This window comes from Glacieibacterium arshaanense (genome assembly GCF_004681125.1).
Classification (GTDB): Bacteria; Pseudomonadota; Alphaproteobacteria; order Sphingomonadales; family Sphingomonadaceae; genus Polymorphobacter_A; species Polymorphobacter_A arshaanense.
Genome location: NZ_SIHO01000002.1, coordinates 64444 through 88282 on the forward strand (window position 1 = coordinate 64444; position 23839 = coordinate 88282).

Annotated in this window: 21 protein-coding genes and 1 pseudogene; 10 read left to right on the forward strand and 12 right to left on the reverse strand. The window is 65.7% G+C overall.

Annotation, left to right across the window (positions count from 1 at the left end):
- Nucleotides 1-122: 122 nt before the first annotated feature.
- Together EUV02_RS06525 and EUV02_RS06530 are read left to right on the forward strand one after the other, a co-directional pair.
- Nucleotides 123-1511, forward strand: coding sequence for an arylsulfotransferase family protein (locus EUV02_RS06525; RefSeq protein WP_166430541.1), 1389 nt, complete (start codon nucleotides 123-125; stop codon nucleotides 1509-1511).
- 83 nt (nucleotides 1512-1594) lie between these two features.
- Nucleotides 1595-2404, forward strand: a complete 810-nt coding sequence (locus EUV02_RS06530; RefSeq protein ID WP_135245458.1) for an enoyl-CoA hydratase — start codon at nucleotides 1595-1597, stop codon at nucleotides 2402-2404.
- Between the two features lie 136 nt (nucleotides 2405-2540).
- Here EUV02_RS06530 and EUV02_RS06535 read toward each other — a convergent pair whose 3' ends face one another.
- From EUV02_RS06535 to EUV02_RS06545, 3 genes are read right to left on the reverse strand one after another with little or no spacing between them, the layout of a single operon-like run.
- Nucleotides 2541-4433, reverse strand: a complete 1893-nt coding sequence (locus tag EUV02_RS06535; RefSeq protein ID WP_135245459.1) for a hydantoinase B/oxoprolinase family protein — start codon at nucleotides 4431-4433, stop codon at nucleotides 2541-2543.
- A 3-nt stretch (nucleotides 4434-4436) separates the two neighbouring features.
- Nucleotides 4437-6479, reverse strand: a complete 2043-nt coding sequence (locus EUV02_RS06540; RefSeq protein WP_135245460.1) for a hydantoinase/oxoprolinase family protein — start codon at nucleotides 6477-6479, stop codon at nucleotides 4437-4439.
- A gap of 25 nt (nucleotides 6480-6504) precedes the next feature.
- Nucleotides 6505-7428 (reverse strand): hydroxymethylglutaryl-CoA lyase, encoded by a 924-nt coding sequence (locus tag EUV02_RS06545; RefSeq protein ID WP_135245461.1) that lies wholly within the window; start codon nucleotides 7426-7428, stop codon nucleotides 6505-6507.
- A 76-nt stretch (nucleotides 7429-7504) separates the two neighbouring features.
- On the opposite strand from EUV02_RS06545, the gene EUV02_RS06550 reads away from it, so the two are divergent.
- Together EUV02_RS06550 and EUV02_RS06555 are read left to right on the forward strand one after the other, a co-directional pair.
- Nucleotides 7505-8701 (forward strand): CaiB/BaiF CoA transferase family protein, encoded by a 1197-nt coding sequence (locus EUV02_RS06550; RefSeq protein WP_135245462.1) that lies wholly within the window; start codon nucleotides 7505-7507, stop codon nucleotides 8699-8701.
- A 10-nt stretch (nucleotides 8702-8711) separates the two neighbouring features.
- Nucleotides 8712-9353 (forward strand): isochorismatase family protein, encoded by a 642-nt coding sequence (locus tag EUV02_RS06555; protein ID WP_135245463.1) that lies wholly within the window; start codon nucleotides 8712-8714, stop codon nucleotides 9351-9353.
- A gap of 90 nt (nucleotides 9354-9443) precedes the next feature.
- On the opposite strand, the gene EUV02_RS06560 is transcribed toward EUV02_RS06555, so the two are convergent.
- Together EUV02_RS06560 and EUV02_RS06565 are read right to left on the reverse strand one after the other, a co-directional pair.
- On the reverse strand, nucleotides 9444-10085 hold the full coding sequence (locus EUV02_RS06560; protein ID WP_135245464.1) for a GntR family transcriptional regulator: 642 nt from the start codon (nucleotides 10083-10085) through the stop codon (nucleotides 9444-9446).
- Between the two features lie 139 nt (nucleotides 10086-10224).
- Nucleotides 10225-12720, reverse strand: a complete 2496-nt coding sequence (locus EUV02_RS06565; protein ID WP_135245465.1) for a TonB-dependent receptor — start codon at nucleotides 12718-12720, stop codon at nucleotides 10225-10227.
- Here EUV02_RS06565 and EUV02_RS06570 point away from each other — a divergent pair.
- From EUV02_RS06570 to EUV02_RS06585, 4 genes and pseudogenes are all read left to right on the forward strand, one after another.
- Nucleotides 12713-13087 carry a hypothetical protein gene (locus EUV02_RS06570; RefSeq protein ID WP_166430542.1) on the forward strand — a complete coding sequence of 125 codons (375 nt, stop codon included), beginning with the start codon at nucleotides 12713-12715 and terminating at the stop codon, nucleotides 13085-13087. The two genes, EUV02_RS06565 and EUV02_RS06570, sit on opposite strands and share 8 nt — an antisense overlap.
- Before the next feature lie 16 nt (nucleotides 13088-13103).
- The gene (gene folE / locus EUV02_RS06575; RefSeq protein ID WP_424022178.1) at nucleotides 13104-13739 is read left to right on the forward strand and encodes a GTP cyclohydrolase I FolE; all 636 of its coding nucleotides are present in this window, start codon (nucleotides 13104-13106) and stop codon (nucleotides 13737-13739) included.
- Nucleotides 13740-15376: 1637 nt separating this feature from the next.
- A pseudogene (locus EUV02_RS16110) lies at nucleotides 15377-15478 on the forward strand (PEPxxWA-CTERM sorting domain-containing protein); the annotation flags it as partial.
- 147 nt (nucleotides 15479-15625) lie between these two features.
- A complete protein-coding gene (locus EUV02_RS06585) occupies nucleotides 15626-16204 on the forward strand; it encodes a urate hydroxylase PuuD (RefSeq protein ID WP_135245468.1) in 579 nt (192 codons plus the stop codon).
- A gap of 182 nt (nucleotides 16205-16386) precedes the next feature.
- On the opposite strand, the gene EUV02_RS06590 is transcribed toward EUV02_RS06585, so the two are convergent.
- The 5 genes from EUV02_RS06590 to EUV02_RS06610 are packed head-to-tail and all read right to left on the reverse strand — an operon-like array spanning nucleotide 16387 to nucleotide 21277.
- Entirely contained in the window at nucleotides 16387-16782 is a 396-nt protein-coding gene (locus EUV02_RS06590) for an OsmC family protein (protein ID WP_135245469.1), read from the reverse strand.
- Entirely contained in the window at nucleotides 16779-17927 is a 1149-nt protein-coding gene (gene dapE, locus EUV02_RS06595; RefSeq protein WP_135245470.1) for a succinyl-diaminopimelate desuccinylase, read from the reverse strand. The genes EUV02_RS06590 and dapE overlap by 4 nt, the downstream gene beginning before the upstream one ends.
- The gene (locus EUV02_RS06600; RefSeq protein ID WP_135245471.1) at nucleotides 17924-19243 is read right to left on the reverse strand and encodes an APC family permease; all 1320 of its coding nucleotides are present in this window, start codon (nucleotides 19241-19243) and stop codon (nucleotides 17924-17926) included. The genes dapE and EUV02_RS06600 overlap by 4 nt, the downstream gene beginning before the upstream one ends.
- Nucleotides 19240-19611 (reverse strand): limonene-1,2-epoxide hydrolase family protein, encoded by a 372-nt coding sequence (locus EUV02_RS06605; RefSeq protein ID WP_135245472.1) that lies wholly within the window; start codon nucleotides 19609-19611, stop codon nucleotides 19240-19242. Before EUV02_RS06605 ends, EUV02_RS06600 begins: the two co-directional genes overlap by 4 nt.
- A gap of 10 nt (nucleotides 19612-19621) precedes the next feature.
- The gene (locus EUV02_RS06610) at nucleotides 19622-21277 is read right to left on the reverse strand and encodes a M28 family metallopeptidase (RefSeq protein ID WP_135245473.1); all 1656 of its coding nucleotides are present in this window, start codon (nucleotides 21275-21277) and stop codon (nucleotides 19622-19624) included.
- On the opposite strand from EUV02_RS06610, the gene EUV02_RS06615 reads away from it, so the two are divergent.
- Nucleotides 21263-21820, forward strand: coding sequence for a cupin domain-containing protein (locus EUV02_RS06615; protein WP_341533702.1), 558 nt, complete (start codon nucleotides 21263-21265; stop codon nucleotides 21818-21820). The two genes, EUV02_RS06610 and EUV02_RS06615, sit on opposite strands and share 15 nt — an antisense overlap.
- Nucleotides 21821-21933: 113 nt before the next feature.
- Nucleotides 21934-22311 carry a VOC family protein gene (locus EUV02_RS06620; RefSeq protein ID WP_135245474.1) on the forward strand — a complete coding sequence of 126 codons (378 nt, stop codon included), beginning with the start codon at nucleotides 21934-21936 and terminating at the stop codon, nucleotides 22309-22311.
- Nucleotides 22312-22394: 83 nt separating this feature from the next.
- Here the strand turns inward: EUV02_RS06620 and EUV02_RS06625 are convergent, their stop codons facing one another.
- On the reverse strand, nucleotides 22395-23351 hold the full coding sequence (locus EUV02_RS06625; RefSeq protein ID WP_135245475.1) for an NAD(P)H-dependent flavin oxidoreductase: 957 nt from the start codon (nucleotides 23349-23351) through the stop codon (nucleotides 22395-22397).
- A gap of 70 nt (nucleotides 23352-23421) precedes the next feature.
- Nucleotides 23422-23787, reverse strand: coding sequence for a beta/gamma crystallin-related protein (locus EUV02_RS06630; protein ID WP_135245476.1), 366 nt, complete (start codon nucleotides 23785-23787; stop codon nucleotides 23422-23424).
- Between the last annotated feature and the right edge of the window lie 52 nt (nucleotides 23788-23839).

Consider the following 23839-nt stretch of genomic DNA (forward strand, 5'->3'; position numbering starts at 1 on the left):
ATAACCCTCGTACGGACGCATGTGCCGCATCGTCGGCAGACAATGGAAATGATCCCGTGCCGGACAATCCGCGCCATGAGCATGCATCATCCCGCCCGGTCCGCAGCGTTGCAGCCGGCGGCATGGACATATCCTTTGCGCTGTTTGTCGCGGCACTATGTCTGGCGGCGATGGCCTATGGCTTCGCGGCGGCAACCTACAAACTGTTTCCCTATCAGCTGTACGCCAACGCCAGGGACGCCTATCACGCGCTGCGCGAGATCGAGCCCGATGTCCTGCCCCCCAACGTCAACGAACTCGACAAGAACGCGCCAGCGCGGCCGGTCATCCGTACGCTCAGCCCGGCCGCCGGTACCGAAAAGCTGCTGGTTTCGGGCGGGCCGTATGAACTCATGCAGCGCTGCCCGACTTTCGGCTGCATGGCGTGGGTGATCGACCGGCAGGGCAATGTCCTGCACAGCTGGGAAGTCGATACCGCCAAGCTCTTCGCGCAGATCCCCCATCTGGCAGGCAAGACCAAGCCCGAGAACTTCTACCCGTCGGGCATTGCGCTGACCCCCGACGGCGGGCTGGTGATGGCGATCCAGGGGCGCAATACCTACCCGTTCCAGATCGGACTGGTGCGTATCGACCGCAACGGCAACGTCGTCTGGAAGCACTGGAACAACAGCCATCACTGGATTGCCGTCGCGGCAGACGGCACCGTCTATGCGCCCTACCGTGAAGCCATCGACGGCAAGACGCACTTTGGCGGCACCGCGGTCGAAACACGCTGCAAGGCCAATCTCGGCGCCGAAGGCATCGGCGTCTACGCGGCCGACGGCAAGCAGCTGCGGCGCATATCGCTACTCGATGCCGTCGACAAATCGGATTTCCCCGGCCTGCTCTACGGCGTGCGCAGTGGCTGCGACCCGCTGCACCTCAACTCAATCGACATCGTCACCCCGGCGATTGCCGCCAAAATCCCCGGCATCACCGCCGGCGACCTGCTGATTTCGCTGCGTGAACTCAGCACCGTCGCCATCATCGACGGCACCGACGGCCGCTTCAAGAAAGTCATCACCGGCCGCAGCGCCGCGCAGCACAGCCCGCGCTTCCTGCCCGACGGCACGGCCTTGGTGCTCGACAACCAGGGCGGCCAGCTGGCGCAGGGCGGCAGCCGCGTGGTGCGGCTGGACTTCAACACCGGCACCAGCACGACGGTGTTCCCGCAACCCGGCGAGACCGCCGAACTGCCGTTCTTCACCAAGACTGCCGGCCATATCGAAGTCAGCCCCGACGGCAGCCGCGCGATCGTGGTCGGCAAGGAGCCCGGCCGCGCCTTTGAAATCGATGTCGCGAGCGGCAAACCGCTGTGGTCGTACCGCAACAGCTTTGACCTGGCGCCCTACTTCGCCGCCAAGGGCATCAAGGCCCCGGTAACACGCGCCCAGATGAAAATGTGGGGCGTCTATTATGTCACCGATGCGCAGTTCAACGACGCCGGACTCGGCGCTGCGGAAAAGCGCTAGCCCCGCGTGCGGCTTGTGCGAAGCCGCCGGCGCTCCTAGGCTTGCGGGCATAATCTGACGCAACCGCAGCCGGGGAGGCCAAATTGTCCAACGAAATCATCGAAACCTTTGAAGACGGCATTGCCACACTGACCATGAACCGGCCGGAAGCGCGCAACGCGCTGACCTCGGACATGCTCGCGACGCTGTCCGAAGCCGCGCAGCGCCTCGCGCTCGATCCCAAGGTGCGGCTGGTCGTCATCACCGGCGCCGGTGGCGCGTTCTGCGCCGGCGGCGACGTCAAGGGCTTCGTCGCACGCAACGCCGACGCCGGCGAACCCGCCGAAGCGCCGAGCTTCGACGCGCGCGTCAACGGCCTGCGCCACGGCATGGATCTAGCGCGCATCCTCCACGACATGCCAAAACCGACGCTCGCGGTAATCCCCGGACCCGCCGCCGGCGCCGGGCTGTCGATCGCACTCGCCTGCGACATGCGCATCGCCTCGGACAGCGCCAAGCTGACGACGGCCTTCTCCAAGATCGGTGCGTCGGGCGACTATGGCGGCAGCTACTTCCTGACGCACCTCGTCGGCCCCGCCAAGGCGCGCGAGCTCTACTTCACCGCCGATGTCATCAGCGGCGCACAGGCCGCCACACTCGGCATCGTCAACTATGCCGTGCCGTCGGACGAACTGGCGCACGAGGCCGGACAGTTGGCGCGCAAGCTCGCCGCGCTGCCGACCGTCGCCATCGGTTACATGAAACGCAACCTCGGCATGGCCGAACACGGCACACTGACCGACGTGCTCGATATCGAGGCAATCCACATGGTCCGCACCATGGCGACCGACGATCACAAGGCAGCGTCGCTGGCGTTCGTCGAAAAGCGCGCGCCGGTGTTCAAGGGGAGATAGGCTGAAGGGCCTCCGGCGGGCAGGGCCGCAGGCCCTGCACCCGATTGTTCGCACGCTGCCAAATCAGCCGGCGCCGGACTTGCAACGCCAGCCCGACATTTGGGTGCAGGGCCTGAGGCCCTGCCCGCCGGAGGCTCTACTCTGCCGCCTCGGCAAATCGTGACGCCCACACCGGCGCCTGCGGAGCCGGAAGCCCGGTTTCCGCGAGGCAGTTGGCGCGCAGCACCTCGATCTCCTCGCCGCGGTTGAACAGCGGCGCCGCGGGGCGCGTTGCGGCGATGTGCGCGCGCAGGTTGGTTGTCGCGACGTCATCGACCTTGCCTTCGATGTCGAGCACGACGCCGTAGCGCCGCGCGCCTTCGACGCTGACCAGCCGCTGGCGCACTTCGAGCGCCACCAGTGCGGGGTCGCGCAGCAGCGGGTCGCCCCAGCCGCCGCCGCCCCAGGTGATGAAGTGCAGCTGATCGCCGGCCTCGACGGTCAGCCGGTCGAGCTTGTTGGCAACGATGGTCTGCGTGCCATCGGCCTTTTCGAGGATTTTGCGCGCGCGGGCGCCGGGGTCGCCGCCGTTGACGCCCCAGGGGTAGGTGAACCAGCGGTCGTCATGGATGCTGACGGTGCCGCCGCTGAGGAAACGGTAGGTCATGTGGATGCCGTTGCCGCCGCGATACTGGCCCGCGCCGCCGCTATCGGCCAGCGCCTCGTACTTTTCGATGCGCAGTGGGAAATAGCGTTCGAGGAACTCGTTGGGGACGTTGGTGAACCCCGGCCACAGCGAGTGGCCGTCGGCGCCGTCGCCGAACGGCCGGCCGGGGATGCCGCCGAAGCCGATCTGGAACAGCTGGAACCATTCATTGGCCTTGCCGGCGCGTTCGTCGGTGCCCGAAAACATCAGGTGCGGCGATGACGAGAAGCCCGCGGCGCACAGGAATTCGGGCGCGCGTTGGCCGAGCAGCCCGCCGAGGATATCGAAGATGCGGCCGAGTGCGTGCGTGCGGCCCGACAGTGCCGCCGGATAGACCGGCTTGAGCAGGCTGCCTTCGGGAATCCGCACGTCGATCAGGTCGTAGAAACCGTCGTTGAACATGATCTGCGGGTCGAAGACCATGATCATGTAGATGCCGAAGAACATCTTGAACATGTTCTCGTTGAGATAGAAGTTGATCGAGGCCTGGCTCTGCGGATCGGTACCGGCGAAATCGAGGATGACGCGGCCGCCTTCGCGCCACATCGCGCATTTGATTTTATACGGCCCGTAGCCGACGCCGTCGTCGCAGATGTAATCCTCAAAGCTCACCGGCGCCTCGCCGACCGAGCTTTCAATCAGCGACTTCATCGCGCGGTGGTTGCGTTCGAGCAGCGCCTGCGTCGCGGCGACATAAACGTCATCACCGAAACGCTCGCACATTTCGTCGACACGGCGCGCGGCGACGCGGCACGACGCGATCAGCGCGTTCAAGTCGGCGGCGCACCAGTCGGGCTTGCGCGTCTGGTGCATCACCAGTTTGATCAGGTCTTCGTTGTATTCGCCCTTGCGGTAGATCTTGACCGGCGGGATGCGGACGCCTTCCTCGAAAATCGAGCGCGCATCGATCGGCATCGACCCGGCGACCTTGCCGCCGATGTCGGACTGGTGGCCGAACATCGCCGTCCAGGCGACTAGTCGCCCCTTGCGGAACACCGGCAGCAGCACCAGCCAGTCGTTCGAGTGCGAAATCGCGCCTTCGCAGCTGTACGGGTCCGACAGGAAGATCATGTCGCCGTCTTCGATGCTGCCGTCCCAGCTTTTCAGAAAGCCGCCGATGAAGCTGCCGAACTGGCCGACGATCATCTTGCCGGCGCGGTCGGCAATCAGCGGGAAGGCGTCGCCCTGTTCGCGGATGCCCGGCGACATCGCGGTGCGCACCAGCGTCGCGTCCATTTCGACGCGGGCGTTGCGCAGCGCATTTTCGACGATGTCGAGCGTTACCGGATCAATCGTCGGATTGCCGAACGGCGTGGTGTTGGTTTCGATGATGGTGGTCGGCATCGCTCAGGCCTCCGGACGAATGAGAATGTTGCCGTACGTATCGACCGTCGCGACATGGCCGGCGTGGATCAGCGTCGTCGAATCCATCTCGATGACGATCGCCGGCCCCTTGATGGTGTCGCCGCTGCGCAGTTTGGCGCGGTCGTAGATGGCGCCGGCCTGCGCCTTGCCGTCCATCCACATTTCATGGTCGCGCATCTTGGCGGCGGCGGGGTTGCCGTCACCGCGGGCGATTTCCTCGGCACCGACGTTCGCCGCCTTGCCAAGCGCCACGACGCGGATGTTGACGAGCTCCTGCGGCACGCCGAGGTTGAAGGTGAACAGGCGTTTGTGCTCGGCATCGAACCGCGCGGTCAGTGCGCCTATGCTGAAGCCCTGGCGTTCGACTTCGAGCGGCACTTCGAACGCCTGCCCCGCATAGCGCACATCGACTTCGAACTTGAGCGTCTGGTCGGCAGCCGACACGCCTTCGGCCGCGAGTTCGGCGCCGACGCGCGCGGCGATATCGTCCATCACCGCCGCGACTTCGGCATCGCTGGTGGCCGAGACGATCTTGTTGAAGCTGCGCTGCGCATCAACGCGCAACCGTGTCGTGGCATCGCCGTAAGCGCACAGCACACCCGGCGACGGCGGCACCAGCACCGGCCAGCTGCCCATCAACCGGCTCATCGCGTTGCCATGCAGCGGCCCGGCGCCACCGAATGGCATCAGCGCGAAGTCACGCGGGTCATAGCCCTGCGCAATTGACACCAGCCGCAGCGCGCCGAACATGTTTTCATTGACGATGGCGATGATGCCCGCTGCTGCGTCCTCGATACCCAGCCCGAGCGCGTCGGCGACCTTCTTCACCGCCGCGCGTGCGGCAGCGCGGTCGAGCTTGAACGACCCGCCGAGCAGATTTTCGGGCAGATAGCCGAGCACGACATTGGCATCGGTGACGGTCGGCTCGGTGCCGCCCTTGCCGTACGCCGCCGGTCCGGGCACGGCGCCCGCCGACTGCGGCCCGACGCGCAGCGCGCCGGTCAGTTCGGGGACATAGGCGATCGAGCCGCCACCGGCGCCGACGGTCTTCACGTCGAGTGACGAGGCGCGCACCGTCAGATGGCCGACCGACGTCTCACGGCGCAGGCGCGGCGTGTAGTTTTCGATCAGCGCGACGTCGGTCGAGGTGCCGCCCATGTCGAGCGTCAACACATTGGGGAAGCCGGCGGATTTCGCCACCCACACCGCACCCGCGACACCGCCGGCCGGCCCCGACATCAGCAAATTGACCGGCGCCGCGCGGCTCTTTTCGGCCGACATCAGCCCGCCGTCGGAGCGCAGCAAATTGAGCTTGGCGGGCGTGCCCCAGGCGGTGAGTTCGCGTTCGAGGTTGGCGACATAGCGCGACACCGTCGGGCGCACCGCACTGTTCGCCACCGTCGTCAGCCCGCGTTCGTATTCCTGCATTTCGGGCAGGATGTCGGCGGAGATGCTGACCGGCAGGTCAGGGAACATCTCGGCGCAGATTTCGGCGACGCGTCGTTCATGGAAATCGCTGACGTACGAATTGATCAGGCAGACGGTAATTGCCTCCACCTTTTCATGGCGCAGCGTTTCCAGTCGGCGACGCAGCTCAGCCTCGTCGAGCGCGCGGACGATTTCGCCGTCGGCGCCGATGCGTTCGGGAGCTTCGATCGTGGCTTCCAGCGGCGCCATCGGCTCGGGCTTGGGCCAGACGATCCACGCCGCCAGCCCGCCGGGCACCAGGCTGCGCGCGATCTGCAGCATGTGGCGATAGCCTTCGGTGACCACCAGCCCGACGCGCGCGAACTTGCCTTCGAGCACGGCGTTGGTGGCAACTGTGGTGCCGTGCAGGAACAGCTCGATCGACCCCGGCGCGATGCCGGCGCTTTCCGTCAGCTTGCGCGCACCGGCGACCACGGCTTCGGACGGGTCGTGCGGTGTCGACGGCACCTTGTCGCGGAACGTGCGGCCGGTCGCCTCGTCAATCACCAGCAAATCGGTGAACGTCCCGCCGACATCGACACCCAAACGATAACTCATGCCGTTTTGACCCCTTTGTTGTGCATTATGCTGCCGCTTTGAACCCGCCGGCTTTGCCGACCATCGATGGCAATGGCCGGCCCATGATTTCACCGAACCAGTGATTGACCGCGATCAGCTTTTCGAGATCGAGACCGCTGGCGACGTTGCTGCGATCGAGCAGGAACACCAGATCCTCGGTGGCGATATTGCCAGTCGCCTTGGGGGCGAACGGGCAGCCGCCGAGCCCGCCAAGGCTCGAATCGAGCACTTCGACGCCGGCCTGATACGCCGCCCAGGCGTTGGCGATGCCGGTGTTGCGGGTGTTGTGGAAATGCGCGCGCAGCCGGATTTCGGGCGGCAGCACAGCACGGACGCGGCCGAACAAGTCGCTGACCTGCGCCGGCACGCCGACGCCGATGGTATCGGCCAGCGCGATTTCGGCGGGGCCGGACTCGGCCAACTGTTTGGCGATATCGACCACCGTCTGCGCCGGCACATGGCCTTCGAACGGGCAACCGAACGCCGCCGAGATCGTCACTTGCGCGACCAGCCCCTCGGCCTTGGCGAGGCGCAGCATTTCGGCATTTTCGCGCAGGCCCTCGACCATCGTCTGGCCCTGGTTCTTCTGCCCGAAGGTGTCGGAGGCGACCATCACGCAGCCGGCTTCGTCAACGCCGCGCTTGCCGCCGTCACGCGATGCAATCGCGCGCAGCACGCCGCGCTTGTTGAGGCACAGGCCGATGTACGAAACGCCGGGCAAATCGGGCATGCCGGCAATGACGGCTTCGGCGTCAGCCATCTGCGGGACACGGCCGGGATGGACAAAGCTGGCGATTTCGAGTCGTTTGGCACCGGCGTCGATGAGTCGGTTGAGCAGCGCCAACTTGTCCGAAGTGGATACAATATCTGGCTCGTTTTGCAGGCCGTCACGCGCGCCTACTTCGACGATCTGAATTGAGGTGGACATTTCAACGTCTCCGGATGCTGAATTGTATACAAAAGCCGGCATGGGCTGTATAGGGTCGAAATCGGTTGGAGAGAGTATGACACAAGGCGCACTGGCCGGTCTGCGGCTGATTGAAATGGGGCAGTTGATCGCCGGGCCGTTCTGCGGCCAGCTGATGGCTGACCACGGCGCCGAAGTCATCAAGATCGAGCCGCCGGCGGTGAACGGCAAGGGTGGCGGCGACCCGATGCGCGCCTGGGGCCGCGGCAAGCCAGTGTGGTTTCCCGTCGTCGCGCGCGGCAAGAAATGCATCACGCTCAACCTGCGCGACAAGCGTGGGCAGGACATCGTCCGCAAGCTGGCGCTGAAATCCGACTTCCTGCTCGAAAACTTCCGCCCCGGCACGCTGGAAAAATGGAACCTCGGGTTCGACCAGTTGCATGCCTTGAACCGCGCGCTGATCATGATCCGCGTCTCGGGCTACGGCCAGACCGGCCCGTACAGCGCCCGCGCCGGCTATGGCTCGATCGGCGAGGCGATGGGCGGCATGCGCAACCTCGCCGGCGACCCGTCGAACCCGCCGAGCCGCGTGGGCTTGAGCATCGGTGACAGCCTCGCCGCGACATTCGCCTGCCTCGGCGCGCTGATGGCACTCAACCACCGTCACCGCACCGGCGAAGGCCAGGTCGTCGACAGCGCCATCTACGAAGCCGTGCTGGCGATGATGGAATCGACCGTCCCCGAATATACCGAAGCCGGCATCATCCGCGAACGCACCGGTTCGGTGCTGCCCAAGATCGCGCCGTCGAACGTCTATCCGTGCGCCGACGGCGAAATCCTCATCGGCGCCAACCAGGACTCGGTGTGGAGCCGCATGGCTGAGGTCATGGGCAAGCCCGAACTGGGCAGCGACCCGCGCTACAACAGCCATGTCGCACGCGGCGAACACCAGGCCGAACTCGATGCGCTGATCGGCAAATGGACGATCAACTTTGCCGCGAACGACCTGCTGGCGCTGCTCGAAGCCGGCGGCGTGCCCGCGGGCAAGATCTTCAAGGCGCCCGACATGATGGCCGACCCGCACTTCGCCGCGCGCCACGCGCTGCAGAAAGTCGCGCACCCCGAATTCGCCAACCTGTGGATGCAGAGCGTCTTCCCCAAGCTTTCCGAAACCCCCGGCGAAATCGCCTGGGCCGGCCCCGATCTCGGCGCACACAACGAGGAGATCTACGGCGAACTGCTTGGGCTCGACAGCGCCCAGCGCGCCGAACTGACCGAAGCCGGCGTCATCTGAGCCGCGCGCGGTGAGCGACCAGCGCACAACCGACGCCGACTATGCCGCCGCCGGTTTCGGCGGCGCGCTCGGCTTCGGCCGGCACCCGGCGCTGCTCATCGTCGATTTCGGCATGGCCTATCTGACCCCCGGCGCGCCGCTCTACGCCGGCGTCGAGGCCGAATTCGAAACCACCATCGCGCTGCGCGCTGCCGCCGATGCCGCGGGCGTGCCGGTCATCTTCAGCCGCGTCGAATACAGCCCCGGCGGCGCCGAGGGCGGGCTGTTCTACCGCAAGATCCCGCACATCCTCGGCAGCTTCGATACCGGCAACCCGCTCGCCGACTTCGACCCGCGCCTGACCCCGCGCACAACCGACACCGTCATCACCAAACATTACCCCAGCGCCTTCTTCGGCACCGACCTCGCCGACCGCCTCCACCAACGCGGCATCGACACGCTGGCCATCGCCGGCGTCACCACCTCGGGCTGCGTCCGCGCCACCGCGCTCGATGCGCTATGCCACGGCTTCATCCCGCTCATCGTCCGCGACGCCTGCGGCGACCGCGACCCCGCCGTCCAGGCAGCCAACCTGTTCGACCTGCAGGCGAAATACGCGGACGTTGTCGAGAGCGGCGACGTGATGCGGTATTTTGCAGGGTTGAAGGGCTAAGGGCCTCCGGCGGGCAGGCCTGAGGCCTGCACCCATTTGAAGTGCGCCAAACAATCGGGTGCAGGCCTCAGGCCTGCCCGCCGGAGGCCCTTAATCCTTCCGGTCTGCAAACGCATGCAACGCCCGCCGGATATGTCCCGTCATCACCGCACGCGCCCAGTCACTGTCGGCGCGCGCGAACGCTGCCAGCAGTTCGCCGTGTTCGGCGGCGCTGCGGCCGAGCTGGGCGCGGTCGTAGAGGCGCGCGGTGCGGCGGACGACGGGTTGTTCGATGAGCTGCGCGAGCATGGCGGCGAGGCGCGGGGAGGCGGCGGCGGCGATGACGCGGTCGTGGAAGTCGCGGTTGCTGGCCAGAAAGCCCGCGACATCGGGGCCGCCGGGGGCATCGATCGCGGCGATCAGCTGGCTGTTGACGTCGCGCAGCGCTTCGAGCTCGTCGGGGGTGATGCGGGTGGCGGCGCGTGCGGCGGCATGCGCTTCGAGGAGGGCGCGCAGCGCGAACATCTCTCCGACGTCGTCGGCGGTCCAGTCGGCGACGAAGGCGCGGCTGCCCTGGTCGCGGCGGACGAACAGTTCAGCCTCGAGGCGGCGCAGCGCTTCGCGGACGGGGGTGCGCGAGACGCCGCAGATTTCGGCGAGGTCTTCCTCGCGCAGCGGCGCGCCGGGCGCCAGCGTGCCGTTGGCGATGCGGCCGCGGATCGTTTCATAGGCTGAATCGGATGCGCGCGACATGGCCGGGTTCCCGATGGTTAGGTCTGCTTCATGTTCGACGCCGCCGTGCTGCTGCAACGCTGATATGGCGCAGGCGCAGCGAAGTCAAAGCCCCGCCGTATGGGCCGGCGCCTCCCCGGCGGGGGAGGCGCCGCCAGCATCAGAAGCTGAACGTCACGTCGAGGCCGAAGGCCTGACGCGCACCCGGCGAGGCGAAGCTGCCGCCGAACTCAGGGGCGGGCAGGACTTCTGCGATGGTATGGGCGTTGAACAGGTTGGTCGCCCAGCCTTCGACGCGCCAGGCGTTGCCATAGGTGAAGCCGGCGCGGACATCGACAGTGGTGAAGGTGTCGCGTTCGGAGTTGGTGTAGTTCGCGGTACCGAGGAACGCCGGCAGCCCAGCGAGCGGCAGGATGGCGTTGAACACCGTCGCATAGTCGGCGGTCTGCGCCGTCGAGAACCACGTCGGGCCGGTGACGCGGAGGTCGGCGCGGCCGACGAAGTTGAACTTGTCGTTGACCGGCACGTTCCAGTCGGTGCCGGCGTTGATGGTGTACAGCGACGTGTACGGCGACTTGCCGCCCACCGTGCGCGGACGCGCGTTGTTTTCGGTGATTTCGGAGTCGTTGTAGTTGCCGCCGGCGTACATCGACCAGCCGGGCAGGATCTTGAAGGTCGCGCCGGCTTCGAAGCCCTTGATGTTGACCTTGTCGATGTTCGACACGACGCGCAGGATACCGAAGCTGCCGACGAAGAATTCGAAGAACTGCATGTCGGTGACGTTGTTGATATAGCCCGCGGCGGTCAGCGTCAGCCGGCCATCGAGGGCCTGGCCCTTGACGCCGACTTCGAATGCGCTCGAGGTTTCGGGCTGATAGTCATCATAGATGTTGAGACCGGCGTTGATCAGCGGGTTGTTGAACGCCGCGTCGATCGTCGCCTTCGAACCCTGGTTGTTGAAGCCGCCAGCCTTCCAGCCGATGCCCCAGTTGCCGTAGACCGTCCAGTCGTCGCTGGCGTTCCAGGTCAGGCTGATCTTCGGCTGCAGCTTGTCATAGGTCTGCGACTTGTCGACCAGCGGACCGAAGATGAGGCCCGGGTTGAGCGGCTGGTTGCCGCCGTTGATCCACTGGTTGCGCCACGCCGGATCGACGAGGTTGTGGACGTCCCGGCTTTCATTGTCATAGCGCAGCGCGACCGCCAGCGTGACATTGTGCGCGAATTCCCAGTCGACAGTGCCGAACAGCGCAAAGGCGTTGGTGGTGAATTCGTCGTTCGACAGCTGCTCGGTCGGGTTGGTGCTCGTCGGGCTGTTATACAGGTTGCGCGTAATGCCCAGACCCTTGTCCCAGCCGACGTTGACGCCGGTGTTGCGGTTGATGTTGAGATAGGTGCCGCCCGCGGTCCATTTGAACGCGCCGGTGCTGTTCGAAATCATCCGGACATCGATCGAGAAGTCGTTTTCAGTGCGCTTCTGATACTGGGTGCCGTCGCAGGTCGTGGCGCCGAACGCGCTGAGCAGCGAGCCATTGGGGTCGAACAGCACGTTGGTGGGCACCGAACCAAGCGTCTGTGGCGTCTGCGGCTTGTAGCCCTGCGCGTGCAGGCTGGCGACTGTGGCCTGGCACTGCGAGGTGCCATTGAAGAAGCCGAATGCCGCCACGGTGCCGTCGGCGGCGAGCTGCGCGTCCGAGCTCGTGTAGGCGACGTAGCCGACGAGGTTGGCGAAATCGAGGTCGTAGCTCGCTTTCGCCGAGCCGATCCATGCGGTCTGCTTACCCCAGGTCGGGTAGTTCGAATCGTAGTAGAAGTCCTGATCGTTGACATCGAGGTTGAACGCCGGGTTGATGCCGGCGAAGTTCGGCAAGTTGAACACGACGTTATAGTTGATCGAGCCCGACGTCAGCGAGCTGTAGCCGCCCTTGATATCGATCTCGAGCTTGTCGGTGATCTGGCTGACGAGGCGGATGTTGATGTTGCCGCCGTCATAGTTGTCGATGGTGTTGGCGCCCGGCCCGATAATCGGCCCGTCGTTCTGGAAGAAGCCGTTCGAATTGCGGTAGAAACCGTTGACCAGGAAGCCGGTGTCGGGCGACAGCGGCACCGAGATTTCGGCCCGGCCGGTGAAGGTGCCGTGGTTGGCGACGCCGACCTGCGCCGAGCCGCCGAGTTCCTTGCCGGGCTTCGCCGTGGTGATGTTGATCGCGCCGGCGGTGGCGTTGCGGCCGTAATAGGCGCCCTGCGGACCCTTGACGACTTCGAACTGCGTCAGCGTGCCCATCGGCATGTTGAGGAAGTTGATGTTGTTGACCTGGACGCCGTCGACGACCAGCGCGACGTTCGATTCAGCGTCGCGCGATCCGTTGACGCCGCGGATGTTGATCTGCGTGTCGCCGACTTCGGCAGTGCCGGTGACGATGGTGACGCCGGGGATGAACTTCACGGCTTCCTGCGTGTCGACGATGTTGGCGCTGGTGATGGTTTCGGACGTCAGGACGCCGACCGACATCGGCACGTCGAGCAGGTTTTCCGCAACGCGGCGCGCGGTGACGACGATGTCGCCGCCGGCATCCTGCGCGGCAGCGGGTGCGGCAGCGAACGCCGTCAGCACGAGAGCAAGTGCGGTACCGGCGAGGTGGCTGGAAGAAATGCGCATCGAATGTCCCCTTTTCGTGCAAGCGCCGCGACGTTCGGGCGTCTCAAGCAGGGCGACATTGGGGTATGTGACCGCGCCGGTGTCAAGCAAAGTGCATGCGGATTTGACGATTTTGGATACAATTCGGCCAAGTGTGGCAAAAATGTCGGCACCGGCCACGCATTGGCCCGGCGGCGCTTTGGCGCCCGGCAGACGAATTGCTAAGGGTAAATTCTTGTATTTCAATCGCTTTGTGCAGCAGTTTCACCGCCATCGCGTGAACGCGACCCGTGATGTTTCTGGATACAATAACCAAATCGCCCAAGGCTGCGACATCGGCACAGGCTTGCGCTCGGCCGCCGCAAGTCCGACATCGGCTCCGCAATGACTGCAATGCTCATGCTATGGGGAGCCACATGGACCACGATCACGACAATGATTCCGAACTGCCTGCCCATGTCCATGCGCATTTCCCGATTCCGCAGGAGCGTGCCGAGGAAGCCGTCCGCGAATTGCTGCGCTGGGCTGGTGATGACCCCGAGCGCGAGGGGCTGATCGATACCCCTGCCCGTGTGGCCCGCGCGTTCCGCGAATATTACCGCGGCTATCTGGAGGACCCCGGGACGCACCTCAGCCGCACCTTCGGCGAAGTCGGTGGCTATGACGAAATCGTGCTGCTGCGCGACATTCCGTTCCAGTCGCACTGCGAACACCACATGGCGCCGATCATCGGCAAGGCGCACATCGCCTATCTGCCCAAGGACCGCGTTGTCGGCATTTCCAAGCTGGCACGCGTGCTGCATGGCTATGCGCGTCGCCTGCAGGTGCAGGAGCGGCTGACCGCCGAAGTCGCCGACTGCATCCAGCTGCATCTGGAGCCGCGCGGCGTCGCGGTGGTCATCGAGGCGACGCATGCCTGTATGAGCGCGCGCGGCGTGCTGACCAGCGGCGTCACCATGACCACCAGCCGCATGATGGGCGTGTTCCGCGAAGACGAACGCTCACGCAAGGAAGTGCTGGCGCTGATGGGGCTGGGCTGACGCGCGGCAAGGCCGTCACAAAGGCTTCGCAATAACGTCATTTTCGCGTCGCGTGCGTGTCATGCAGCGGAACTAGTTGCTCCCGGGTCAACCTTCGTCAACCCGGGAGCACTTCCATGATTCGCCTGAAAACTGCCAGCGCGCTCACCGCGCTCGCCATTGCCTCGATCGCCGGCAACGCCAGTGCCGCCGGCTTTGTAACCTCGGCCGCGCCGATGATTACCGGTCAGGGCAACTATGTCGTCACGCCGCTCTATACCATCGGCGACACGCTGCCGAATGGCTACCAGTCGGTCGGCATTCCCGACGGCATCGGCGCCTACAAGCTCGACAAGCGCACCGTGCGCGTCATGGTCAACCATGAACTGTCGTCGGGCGGCAAGAGCTACACGCTCGCCAGCGGCAAATCGCTGACCGGCGCGCGCGTCAGCTATTTCGACATCAACATCGCGTCGAAGGCCATCGTCAACGGCGGCATGGCGTATGACAACATCTACGACCGTGCCGGCAACCTTGTGACATCCACGTCGAGCTTTGCCAGCTTCAGCCGCTTCTGTTCGTCGTCGGCCTTCGAAGCCAACAGCTTTGGTGCGGGCAAGGGGCTGACCGACCGCATCTATTTCACCGGCGAAGAAAACGGCAACGGCACGATGTACGCGCTCGATACCGCGACCAAGACGATGCACGCGGTTCCGGCGTTCGGCTATGCCTCGTTCGAAAACGCCGCGCAGGTCGATACCGGCACCACCAGCAAGGTCGCCTTCCTGCTCGCTGATGACACCACCGGCGCCCCGCAGACGCTGTATGTCGGCACCAAGAACCCGTCGAGCAGCGACTTCCTCGATCGCAACGGCCTCAAGAACGGCAAGCTCTATGTCTGGAAGTCGGCCAGTGGCGACGTCAACTCGAACACCTTCAACGGCGCCAACGGCGACAGCCGCAATGGCAGCTGGGTCCAGCTGACCGTCAAGGACGCCAGCAAGGCCGGCACGCCGGGCTATGACGCTGCGGGCTATGCACTGGCTTCGACGTTGCAGGCGCAGGGCCGCGCGCTTGGCGGCTTCGCCTATTCGCGCCTTGAAGATGTTGCCACCAACCCCGCCGACGGCTCGCTCGTTGCCTTCGTCACCACCGGCGGCACCAGCACTGCTTCGGGTGCGGCCGACACCTGGGGCCGCATCCACACGCTGAAGATCGGCTTCGACGCCAACGGCGACCCGATCTCGGGGACGACGACGATCGTCTATAACGGTAACCTTGATCCCAACCGCGAACTGCGCAGCCCCGACAACATCGATTGGGCCAGCGATACGTCGATTATCGCCATGGAAGATCGCGCCACGACCTGGACCGGACAGCCGAACACGCATGACGGCAGCGTTCTCGTCGTCGGCCTCGATGGTTCGGTCTCGCGCGCCGCCGAGATCGTTCGCGCTGCCTCGCCGGTTGGCGCCATCGACACGTTGCCGGGCCTCGGCGACTGGGAAACCTCGGGCATCCTCGATGTCTCGGCGCTGTTCGGCTATGCCAAGCGCGGCTCGCTGTTCCTCGGCAATGTCCAGGCGCACGGCCTCAACGGCACCGGCTTCCCGGCCGCGACGCTGGCTGAAGGCGGCCAGATGTTCTTCCTGTCGAACGCGGCGGTTCCCGAGCCCGCGAGCTGGGCGCTGATGATTGCCGGCTTCGGTCTGGTCGGCACGACGCTGCGTCGCCGCCAGCTCAAATCCGTCACGGCCTGAGGTCCCCCCGACTGACTGTTGCCCCCCGCAGTCAGCCATTTCGCGCCGCCGGTTCCCCTGCCGGCGGCGCGTTTTGCGTTTGCGGCTACCAACCGCGCCCCGGCTGCGTTAAGACTGCGCATCATTCACAAAACGGGGTGCGGATGCATGGCCAAGATTCTGGGTAATTTTCACTACGCGCTGGTTATCGGCGCGGTTTTGCTGCTGCTCGCGATGTTCGGGCTGCACGCGGCCGACATGGGCGGCGACTATCTGACGCCGTGGATGGTGTTTTTCCACGTGCTCAACGGCATTCTGTGGATCGGCCTGCTGTATTATTTCAACTTCGTGCAGATCCCGACGATGCCCAAGGTGCCCGCCGAACTGAAGCCGGCGGTCGGCAAGTACATCGCACCTGCTGCGCTGTTCTGGTTCCGCTGGGCCGCACTCGGCACCGTCATCACCGGGCTGATCGTCGCGTGGCTCAAGGGCTATGCGCACGAAGCCTTCACCTTCCAGCCGGGCTTCAAGGTCATCGGCCTGGGCATGATCCTCGGCCTGATCATGGCGTTCAACGTCTGGTTCATCATCTGGCCGAACCAGAAGCGCGCGCTCGGCATCGTCGAAGCCGACGCCGACACCAAGGCGAAGTCGGCAACGACTGCGATGATCTTCTCGCGCACCAACTTCGTGCTGAGCTTCCCGATGCTGTATTGCATGGTGACGCAGCTTTACCTGGCGAAGTAGCGGCCAGCGCCGAAGCCGAAATTTGCTCTTCGCAAATTTCGGCTTCGGCGCGGACTCGCGTTTCGCCCGGCCGGCGGGGCGGAGGCGAAGCCGAAGAACCCGTCCGACGGCGTGGCTTTGCCACGCTCTTTCTACCTCTGCCTACCCGCCGCGCAGCGGCCTCTTCCTTGACCGCCAGAAGCTCAAACCAGCTCGGTCGTCACCACGGTCTCGACCGCCGTCATCAGCTTGTGGATCGGGCACTTCTGCGCCACGCCCAACAGCTGCACTCGCTCGGCCTCGGTCAGGTCACCGTCAATGCGGATCCGCACCGCCAGGCTGTAAACGCCGGCGCGCTCCTGCGACGCATCGCGCTCGACGCTGACCTCGACGTCGCGCAGCGCCAGCCCCTTGCGGTTGGCATACCACACCATCGTCGTCGCCTTGCAGGCGCCCAGCGCCGCATCATACAGGTCATGCGGGTCGGGGCCTTCGTCACCGCCGCCGTCAGCCACCGGAATATCGACGACAAAGCTGTGCCCGCCGGCATCGACGCGGTGCGCCATCGCGTCATTGCGCAACCGGGTGACGGTAATCATGCCGCGTCTCCGCTTTTGAAAAACTGCTGCAGCACCAGATCATAGATGTCGGTCAGCGCCGCAATGTCGGCGACCGGCACCATTTCATCGACCTGGTGCATGGTGCTGCCGACCAGCCCGAACTCGACGACCGGGCAGACGCTGCGGATGAAACGCGCGTCCGACGTGCCGCCGGTGGTCGATAGCTCGGGGGTGCGCCCGGTGACGCGCTGGACGGCGAAATCGACCATGTCGGACAATGGCCCCGGCGGTGTCAGGAACGCCTCGCCCGAAATCTTCACGATCACCTCGGCCGATGGTGCGTGACGTTCGACTGTGTCGCGGATCCAGTTCTCCAGTTCCACGCCGCGCTGGCGATCATTGAAGCGGATGTTGATGCGCGCCGTGGCGCGCGCCGGAATGACATTGGTCGCGGGGTTGCCGACGTTGATGTCGGTAACCTCGAGGTTCGACGCCTGGAACCAGTCGGTGCCATTGTCGAGCGGCCGCGCCTTGAGCTCGGCAAGGATCGCCACCAGCCGCGTGATCGGATTGTCGGCGCGCGCCGGATAGGCGACATGCCCTTGCGCGCCGTTGACGGTGATCCAGGCGTTGACCGAGCCGCGCCGGCCGATCTTGACCATATCGCCGAGCAGCTGGTTTGACGTCGGCTCGCCGACGAGGCAGGCATCGGGGTCGAAGCCGCGCACCGCCATCCAGGTCAGCAGGTCGGCGGTGCCGTGCGTGGCGGGGCCTTCCTCGTCGCCGGTAATGATCAGCGACAGCGTGCCGGGGCTGCCGCGCGCGACATGGCGTTCGGCTGCGGCCACGAATGCGGCAATCGCCGATTTCATGTCATTGGCACCGCGCCCGACCAGCTGGCCATCCGCCACCGTGCCCGCGAACGGATCGACGCTCCATGCCTTGTGGTCGCCGACCGGCACGACATCGGTATGGCCGGCAAAGGCGAAATGCGGCGCGCCTTCGCCGATCGTGGCGAACAGATTGTGGATCGGGCCGTCGGGCGGGCTGCCCTGTTCGAGCCGGTGGACGGCAAAGCCTAGCGCTTCGAGCGCCGCACCCAGCACCGCCTGCGCGCCGTCATCGGCGGGCGTGACGCTGCGGCAGCGGATGAGGTCGCGGGCGAGCGCGAGCGCGTCGATCATGCGGAAACAACCTTGGATTTGCGCCAGAAATAATAGGGCAGCGGCAGCGCCAGCAGCAACAGTGACCAACGCGCATTGTCCATGTCCTCGACAAAGAACAGCACCGTGAACATCGCGTTGACCCCGCCGGCAATCAGCGCCGGCAGCGGGAACAGCGGCATCTTGTACGGCCGCGCCAGCCCCGGTTCGATGCGCCGCATGCGGATCGCGGCGAAGCCCAGAATCGCGAACATCAACGTCACCATCGGCGCATAGATGTTGACCAGCAACTGGAAGCTGCCAGTGCCCGCCAGCAGCGCAATCAGCCCCGTCGAAAAGATGACACCCGGCACCGGCGTGCCATTGGCCGAAACGCGCGTGAACACATCGGGAAGCAGCCGCGACCGCGCCATGCCGAGCAGCACGCGCGGCTGCATCATCACCTGCAGGTTGGCTATGGTGAACACCGACAGCACCGCCAGCGCGGTGATGATGGTGTCGCCCCACGGTCCCGCGACAATCGCCGCCGCATCCGCCACCGGCAGGTTCGATTTCGCCAGCACGTCGAGCGGCAGCGCGTGCAGCAGCGCGGCGTTGACCAGCAGGTAGATCGCCATGACCAGCAAGATGCCGCCGAACGTCGCGCGCACGACGTTGCGCTCGGCCGATTTGACCTCTTCGAGGAAGTACACCGCGCCCTGCCAGCCGCCATAGGTACCGGTGATCAGCCGTGCCGCGGTTATGATGCCGGCGAACGTCATCGCATTTGAAAACGACACCGGGTGCGCCGGTGCGGGGGCGGCGTCGGTAAAGCCGAAGATTGCGATGATCAGCGCGATCAGCGCCAGCGCCTTGAGGAAGCTGCCGATGTTCTGCGTCATGCCACTCAGCCGCGTACCGCTGAGGTTGATCAGCCCGAGCACCAGCACTTCGATGACCGCGATCAGGCCTGTCGGCAAACCGGTGCCGAAACCCAGCCGCTGGACATATTCGGCGAACACCACGGCCATGAACGCGGTCGAAATCGTCCCCTGCAGCCAGTCGCTCCAGCCGACGATCAGCCCGGTCAGCGGGCCATAGGCGCGCTCGGCAAACACATACGGCCCGCCGGCATGCGGCATCGAGGCCGCGAGTTCGACCGTCGGGAAGGCATAGACCAGCACCAGCAGGCCGCCCGCCGCCCATGCCAGCATGATCAGCGTCGGATCGGGGATGGCGGCCGCCACCAGCCCCGGCGACCGCATGATGCCCGACCCGATAATGCCGCCGATGACGACAGCAAGCGCAAACCCCGGCCCGAGCACGCGCAGCAACTGGCCTTTTGCGGGCGTGCTCACCCGGCAAACGCCTTGGCGTAGGTTGCCATGTCGAAATAGTCGCGCCACACGGCAATCTTGCCGCCGCGCAGTTCGAAAATGCCGCACACCGGCAGCGCCAGCGTCTTGCCGTGCGCCTCGATATTGTCGACGCGCTCGGTCATCACGACATCGCCCGCCGCCATGATGTTGAGCAGTTCCCAGCGCGTCGCAGTCCAGTCTTTGAGGAAGGTGGTGATGCCGACACGCACCATCGCCATCCCCGACAAAGGCGCCATCGGCATGTTGTGATAGACAATATCGTCGGTGAAATAGCCGAGCAGCTCCTCGGCATCGAGCCGCGACCAGGCGGCAACGAAGTTGCGGACGATGGTTTCATTGTCGGACATGCGGCTCTCCTCACGGACGCTTGGCGGTGGGCGCATCGGGCGCGAACGTCGTGCCGAAATAATCCCCGGCATACCAGCGCGGCCGCTCGGGCGCATTGGCGATGTCGCGGGCGATCAGATAATTGACCTGCGCAAACTTCGCGCCCGCCGCCCAGTTGATCGGCTGCGACAGGTCATCGCTCGGCTGGTGATAATTGGTCGACAGGAACTTCGTCCACGCCGCCTCGCCGCCATTGGCATAGCCGGTCGCCAGCATCACCGCCGGCACGCCGCGCTTGACGAAGGTATAGTGGTCGGAGCGCACGAAGATGGTCTGCGCCGGCATCGGATCGACCGCGACCTTGACCCCGGCCTGCGCCGCCGCCCTGGCGATGATGGTGCCCATCGTCGAATGGTCGCCGCCGAACGCGATGACGTCGGTGAAATCGTACAGCAGCATCGGCTGGTCGAGATCGACGACGCTGACAATCGATCCGATCGGCACGCTCGGGTCATTCGCGAAGCTTTCAGCGCCGAGCAGCCCCTTTTCCTCCGCGGTGCTCGACACGAACAGCAGCGAGCGCTTCGGTTTCTTCGCATCCTTGCCGAACGCCCGCGCCACTTCGAGCAGCATCGCCGTGCCGGCGGCATTGTCGAGCGCGCCGTTATAAATCTTGTCGCCCTCGCGTTCAGGACGGATGCCGAGATGGTCGAGATGCCCCATCAGCACGACATACTCGTCGCGCAATTTGGGGTCGCTGCCTTCGATGCGCCCGATGACATTGGGCGAGGTGATCTGCCGCGTCGCCGACGAGGCTTCGATGCGCACCGTCGTCGCCAGCGTAAAGCCCTTGGGCCGGCCGCCGAAGCCCTTGGCGTCGACCTTGTCGGCTTCGGCCTGCACCGCCGCGAACGACACCGGCGCACCGGCGAATAGCGCGGCCGCCGAAACGGCATTGAGCGACGCACTGCCGATGATGCCGGGCGCCGAAACGAACGGCTTGCCGTCGGGCTGCAGCCACGTCAGTCGCGGCCGCTTGGCATAAGGCTGCGACTTCGCCCAGGGGCGCAGCGCTTCCGATTCGATCGTCGGTATACTGACGATGCCGATGGCGCCGCGCGCTGCCGCCATCCGGCCGGTCTGCGTCGCCAGATGCGCCCAGATTTCATCCGGCGGTCCCTTGGGGACGCCGCTCAACACCGCGACGATCTTACCGCGCACATCGAGCCCGGCATAGTCGTCGAAGCCCTGTGCGGGCGCATCGAGCCCGAAGCCTACGAACACCACCGGGGCCTCGACATTGGTGACGGCGCGGACCTGGCTCGGGCCGACGATGACATCGGTGCCGTTCGCCCAGCTTTGCGATTTGCCGGCGCCGGCAATCGTCACGCGCGCCGGAACATCATCGGTCAGCCGCGCTTCCTGCAGCGTCACGCGCTGGAACCAGCTGCCGTCCTTGCCGCCCGGCTGCAACCCGTAGCTGGCGAACTGCGCCGCGACATAGCGCGCGGCGATTTCGTGCCCGCGCGTGCCGGTTTCGCGGCCTTCGAGCAGGTCATCGGCGAGATAGGTGACATTCGCCTCGATCGAAGCGGGTGAAAACACCGGCACCGGCGCGGTGATGGCGGGGGCAGCGGCGAGCGCGAGCGCCAGACCGCCGGCAAAACGAAAATGAAACGCGACCAAGACTTCCCCCTGCACGGTGATTGCGCCAATCTAGCGCCCGCCGCGATGTTGTCGCGCGAAATCTGCCGCGCTTCGGCGCACAAACGGGGAGGGGCGATGCCCAAGGTCGATCTCGACGCGCTGCCGGTGCTGGGCGGCTCCGGCTATCTGCCGCCGTACGCGCAGGCCGTCGCCGGGCGGTCGCGCCGCGCCGTTGCCGATGACCTGCTGGCGTTCGGCGCCAATCTGGTGCGGCTGGAGCCCGGCGCCTGGTCGAGCCAGCGCCACTGGCACACCGCCGAAGACGAACTGGTCATCATGGTCTCGGGCGAGGCGGTGCTGATCGAGGACGGTGGCGAAACGCTCCTTCGCCCCGGCGACATCGCGACCTTCCCGCGCGGCGTCGCGAACGGGCATCATCTGGTCAATCGCACCAGCGCCGACGTTGTGTTCCTTGCAGTCGGCAATGACGCGCCCGACACCGACGAATGCCATTATCCCGACATCGACATGTTCTGGTCAGGTGCTACCGGCTTCGTCCGCAAGTCCGGCGAACCTGGCTGACACCGCCGGGTCATTTTGCCCACGCATTTGCAATCGACAGCGCCGGCAAACTGGGGCATGCCAACCGCCGTCGCGCCTGACGCGGCAACCAATCCGAATCTTGGGAGAGAGTCGTGTTCAGTCACATCATGCTCGGCGCCGACGATGTCGCCGCCTCGAAGAAGTTCTATGACGCCACGCTTGGCGCGTTCGGCATTGCGCCGGGCATCATGGACCCCAATGGCCGCGCCATCTACATGACGCCGACGGGCATCTTCATCATCACCAAGCCGATCAACGGCGCCCCCGCATCATGCGCCAATGGCGGCACCATCGGCTTCGCCGCCGCCTCGCCCGCCCAGGCCGACGCCTGGCACGCCGCCGGCCTCGCCAACGGCGGCACCGCTTGCGAAGATCCCCCCGGCGTCCGCAGCGGCGGCATGGGCGACCTCTACCTCGCCTACCTCCGCGATCCCGCCGGCAACAAGCTGTGCGCCCTGCACCGCATGTAAGCGACTATTGAAACCCGGCGGCGGCAACGTCGCCGGGTTTTCGATTCAAAGGGCCTCAGGCCTGCCCGCCGGAGGCCCTTCGCTTACCCGAACTTCTTCAGCCGCCCCAAAGCCACCTCGGCCTCGCTGACAATCCGCCGCACGATCTCGCCGGCGGGCAGGATTTCGCGGATGCCGCCGCCGCCCTGGCCGGCGGCGAGGCACATGAAGTCGGGATCGACATCATCGACGACGCCGGCGATCGGGCCGAGGCGGTTCATCGCGGCGGATTCGAGCGCCTGCATCGGGAACGGCTTGGCGGTCTGGCCTTCGAAGTCGCGGGTCGAGCGGTTGGCGAGCGCGCGCAGCGTCTTGCCAGTGAAGACCTTGCTGATGACGGTGTCGCTTTCGCTCATCTTGACCAGCGCGTCCTTGTAGGGCTGGCCGGCGTGCGCTTCGGCGCTGGCGATGAAGCGCGTGCCCATCCAGACGCCCTGGCAGCCCATGGCGAGCGCCGCTGCCAGCCCGCGGCCATCGAACAGCCCGCCGGCGGCGATGACCGGGATATCGACGGCATCGACGCACTGCGGCCACAGCGCGACCGAGGCGACGCTGCCGGTGTGGCCGCCGCCTTCGGTGCCCTGCGCGATGATGACGTCGCAGCCGGCTTCGGCGGCCTTGACGGCGTGGCGGACATTGCCCGCCATGCACATCACGATGACGCCGGCCTGCTTCAAACGGTCGATGATCGCCACCGGCACGCCCAATCCGGCGATGAACGCCTTGGCGCCTTCCTTGATGATGATATCGACGCTGGCGGTCAGCGATTCGGGTTGCGCGGTCAGCAGATCGACGCCGAACGGCTTGTCGGTCAGCGCCTTGACGGCGCGCATCTGCGCCCCGATGAACTCCGGGGTGCAACCCGCCATGCCGAGCGAGCCGAAGCCGCCGGCGTTGCTGACCGCGGCGGCGATTTCGGCATATGACACGCCGCCCATGCCGGCGAGCAGCACCGGGTGTTCGACACCGAGCAGGTCGCAGATCGGGGTATGGATGGTCATCGCGCGTCTCCCAGGGTTCTAGTTGACGTTAACGTGAACCAAGCGACGCGCGCGGTCAAGCGCCGGTGCGTCAGTTCCCCAGGAAGCGTGCCGAACGCACCCGCCCGCCCGCCGTCGCGCCGAGCGACGAGCGGTTGCCGCGCACGCTGGTGCAATGGCCGCGGAAATTGGTCTGGCTGCACAGCCGCCAGCGGCCATGCGCACGGAAGCTTTCGGTGCGGTCGCCGAAACCGTACCAGCGCAGGTCGCTGACGCTGGTGGTCAGCCGGACGCGCTGGCCGCGAAAGTTGGGCTGCGAGAACAGGTCGATCGACGCCCAGCGCCCGACACCGCCGCCGCCGGTATTGATATTGACCGTGGTTTGCGCCGACGCCGGCAGCGCCGCGATGGCCAGCGCCAGCACAGTTGCGGCAACGCGCATGAATTTGCCCGACATCAACCCGTCTCCCCGATCGCGATATGGTTGGCCGATGCTAAGCTGCGTAACG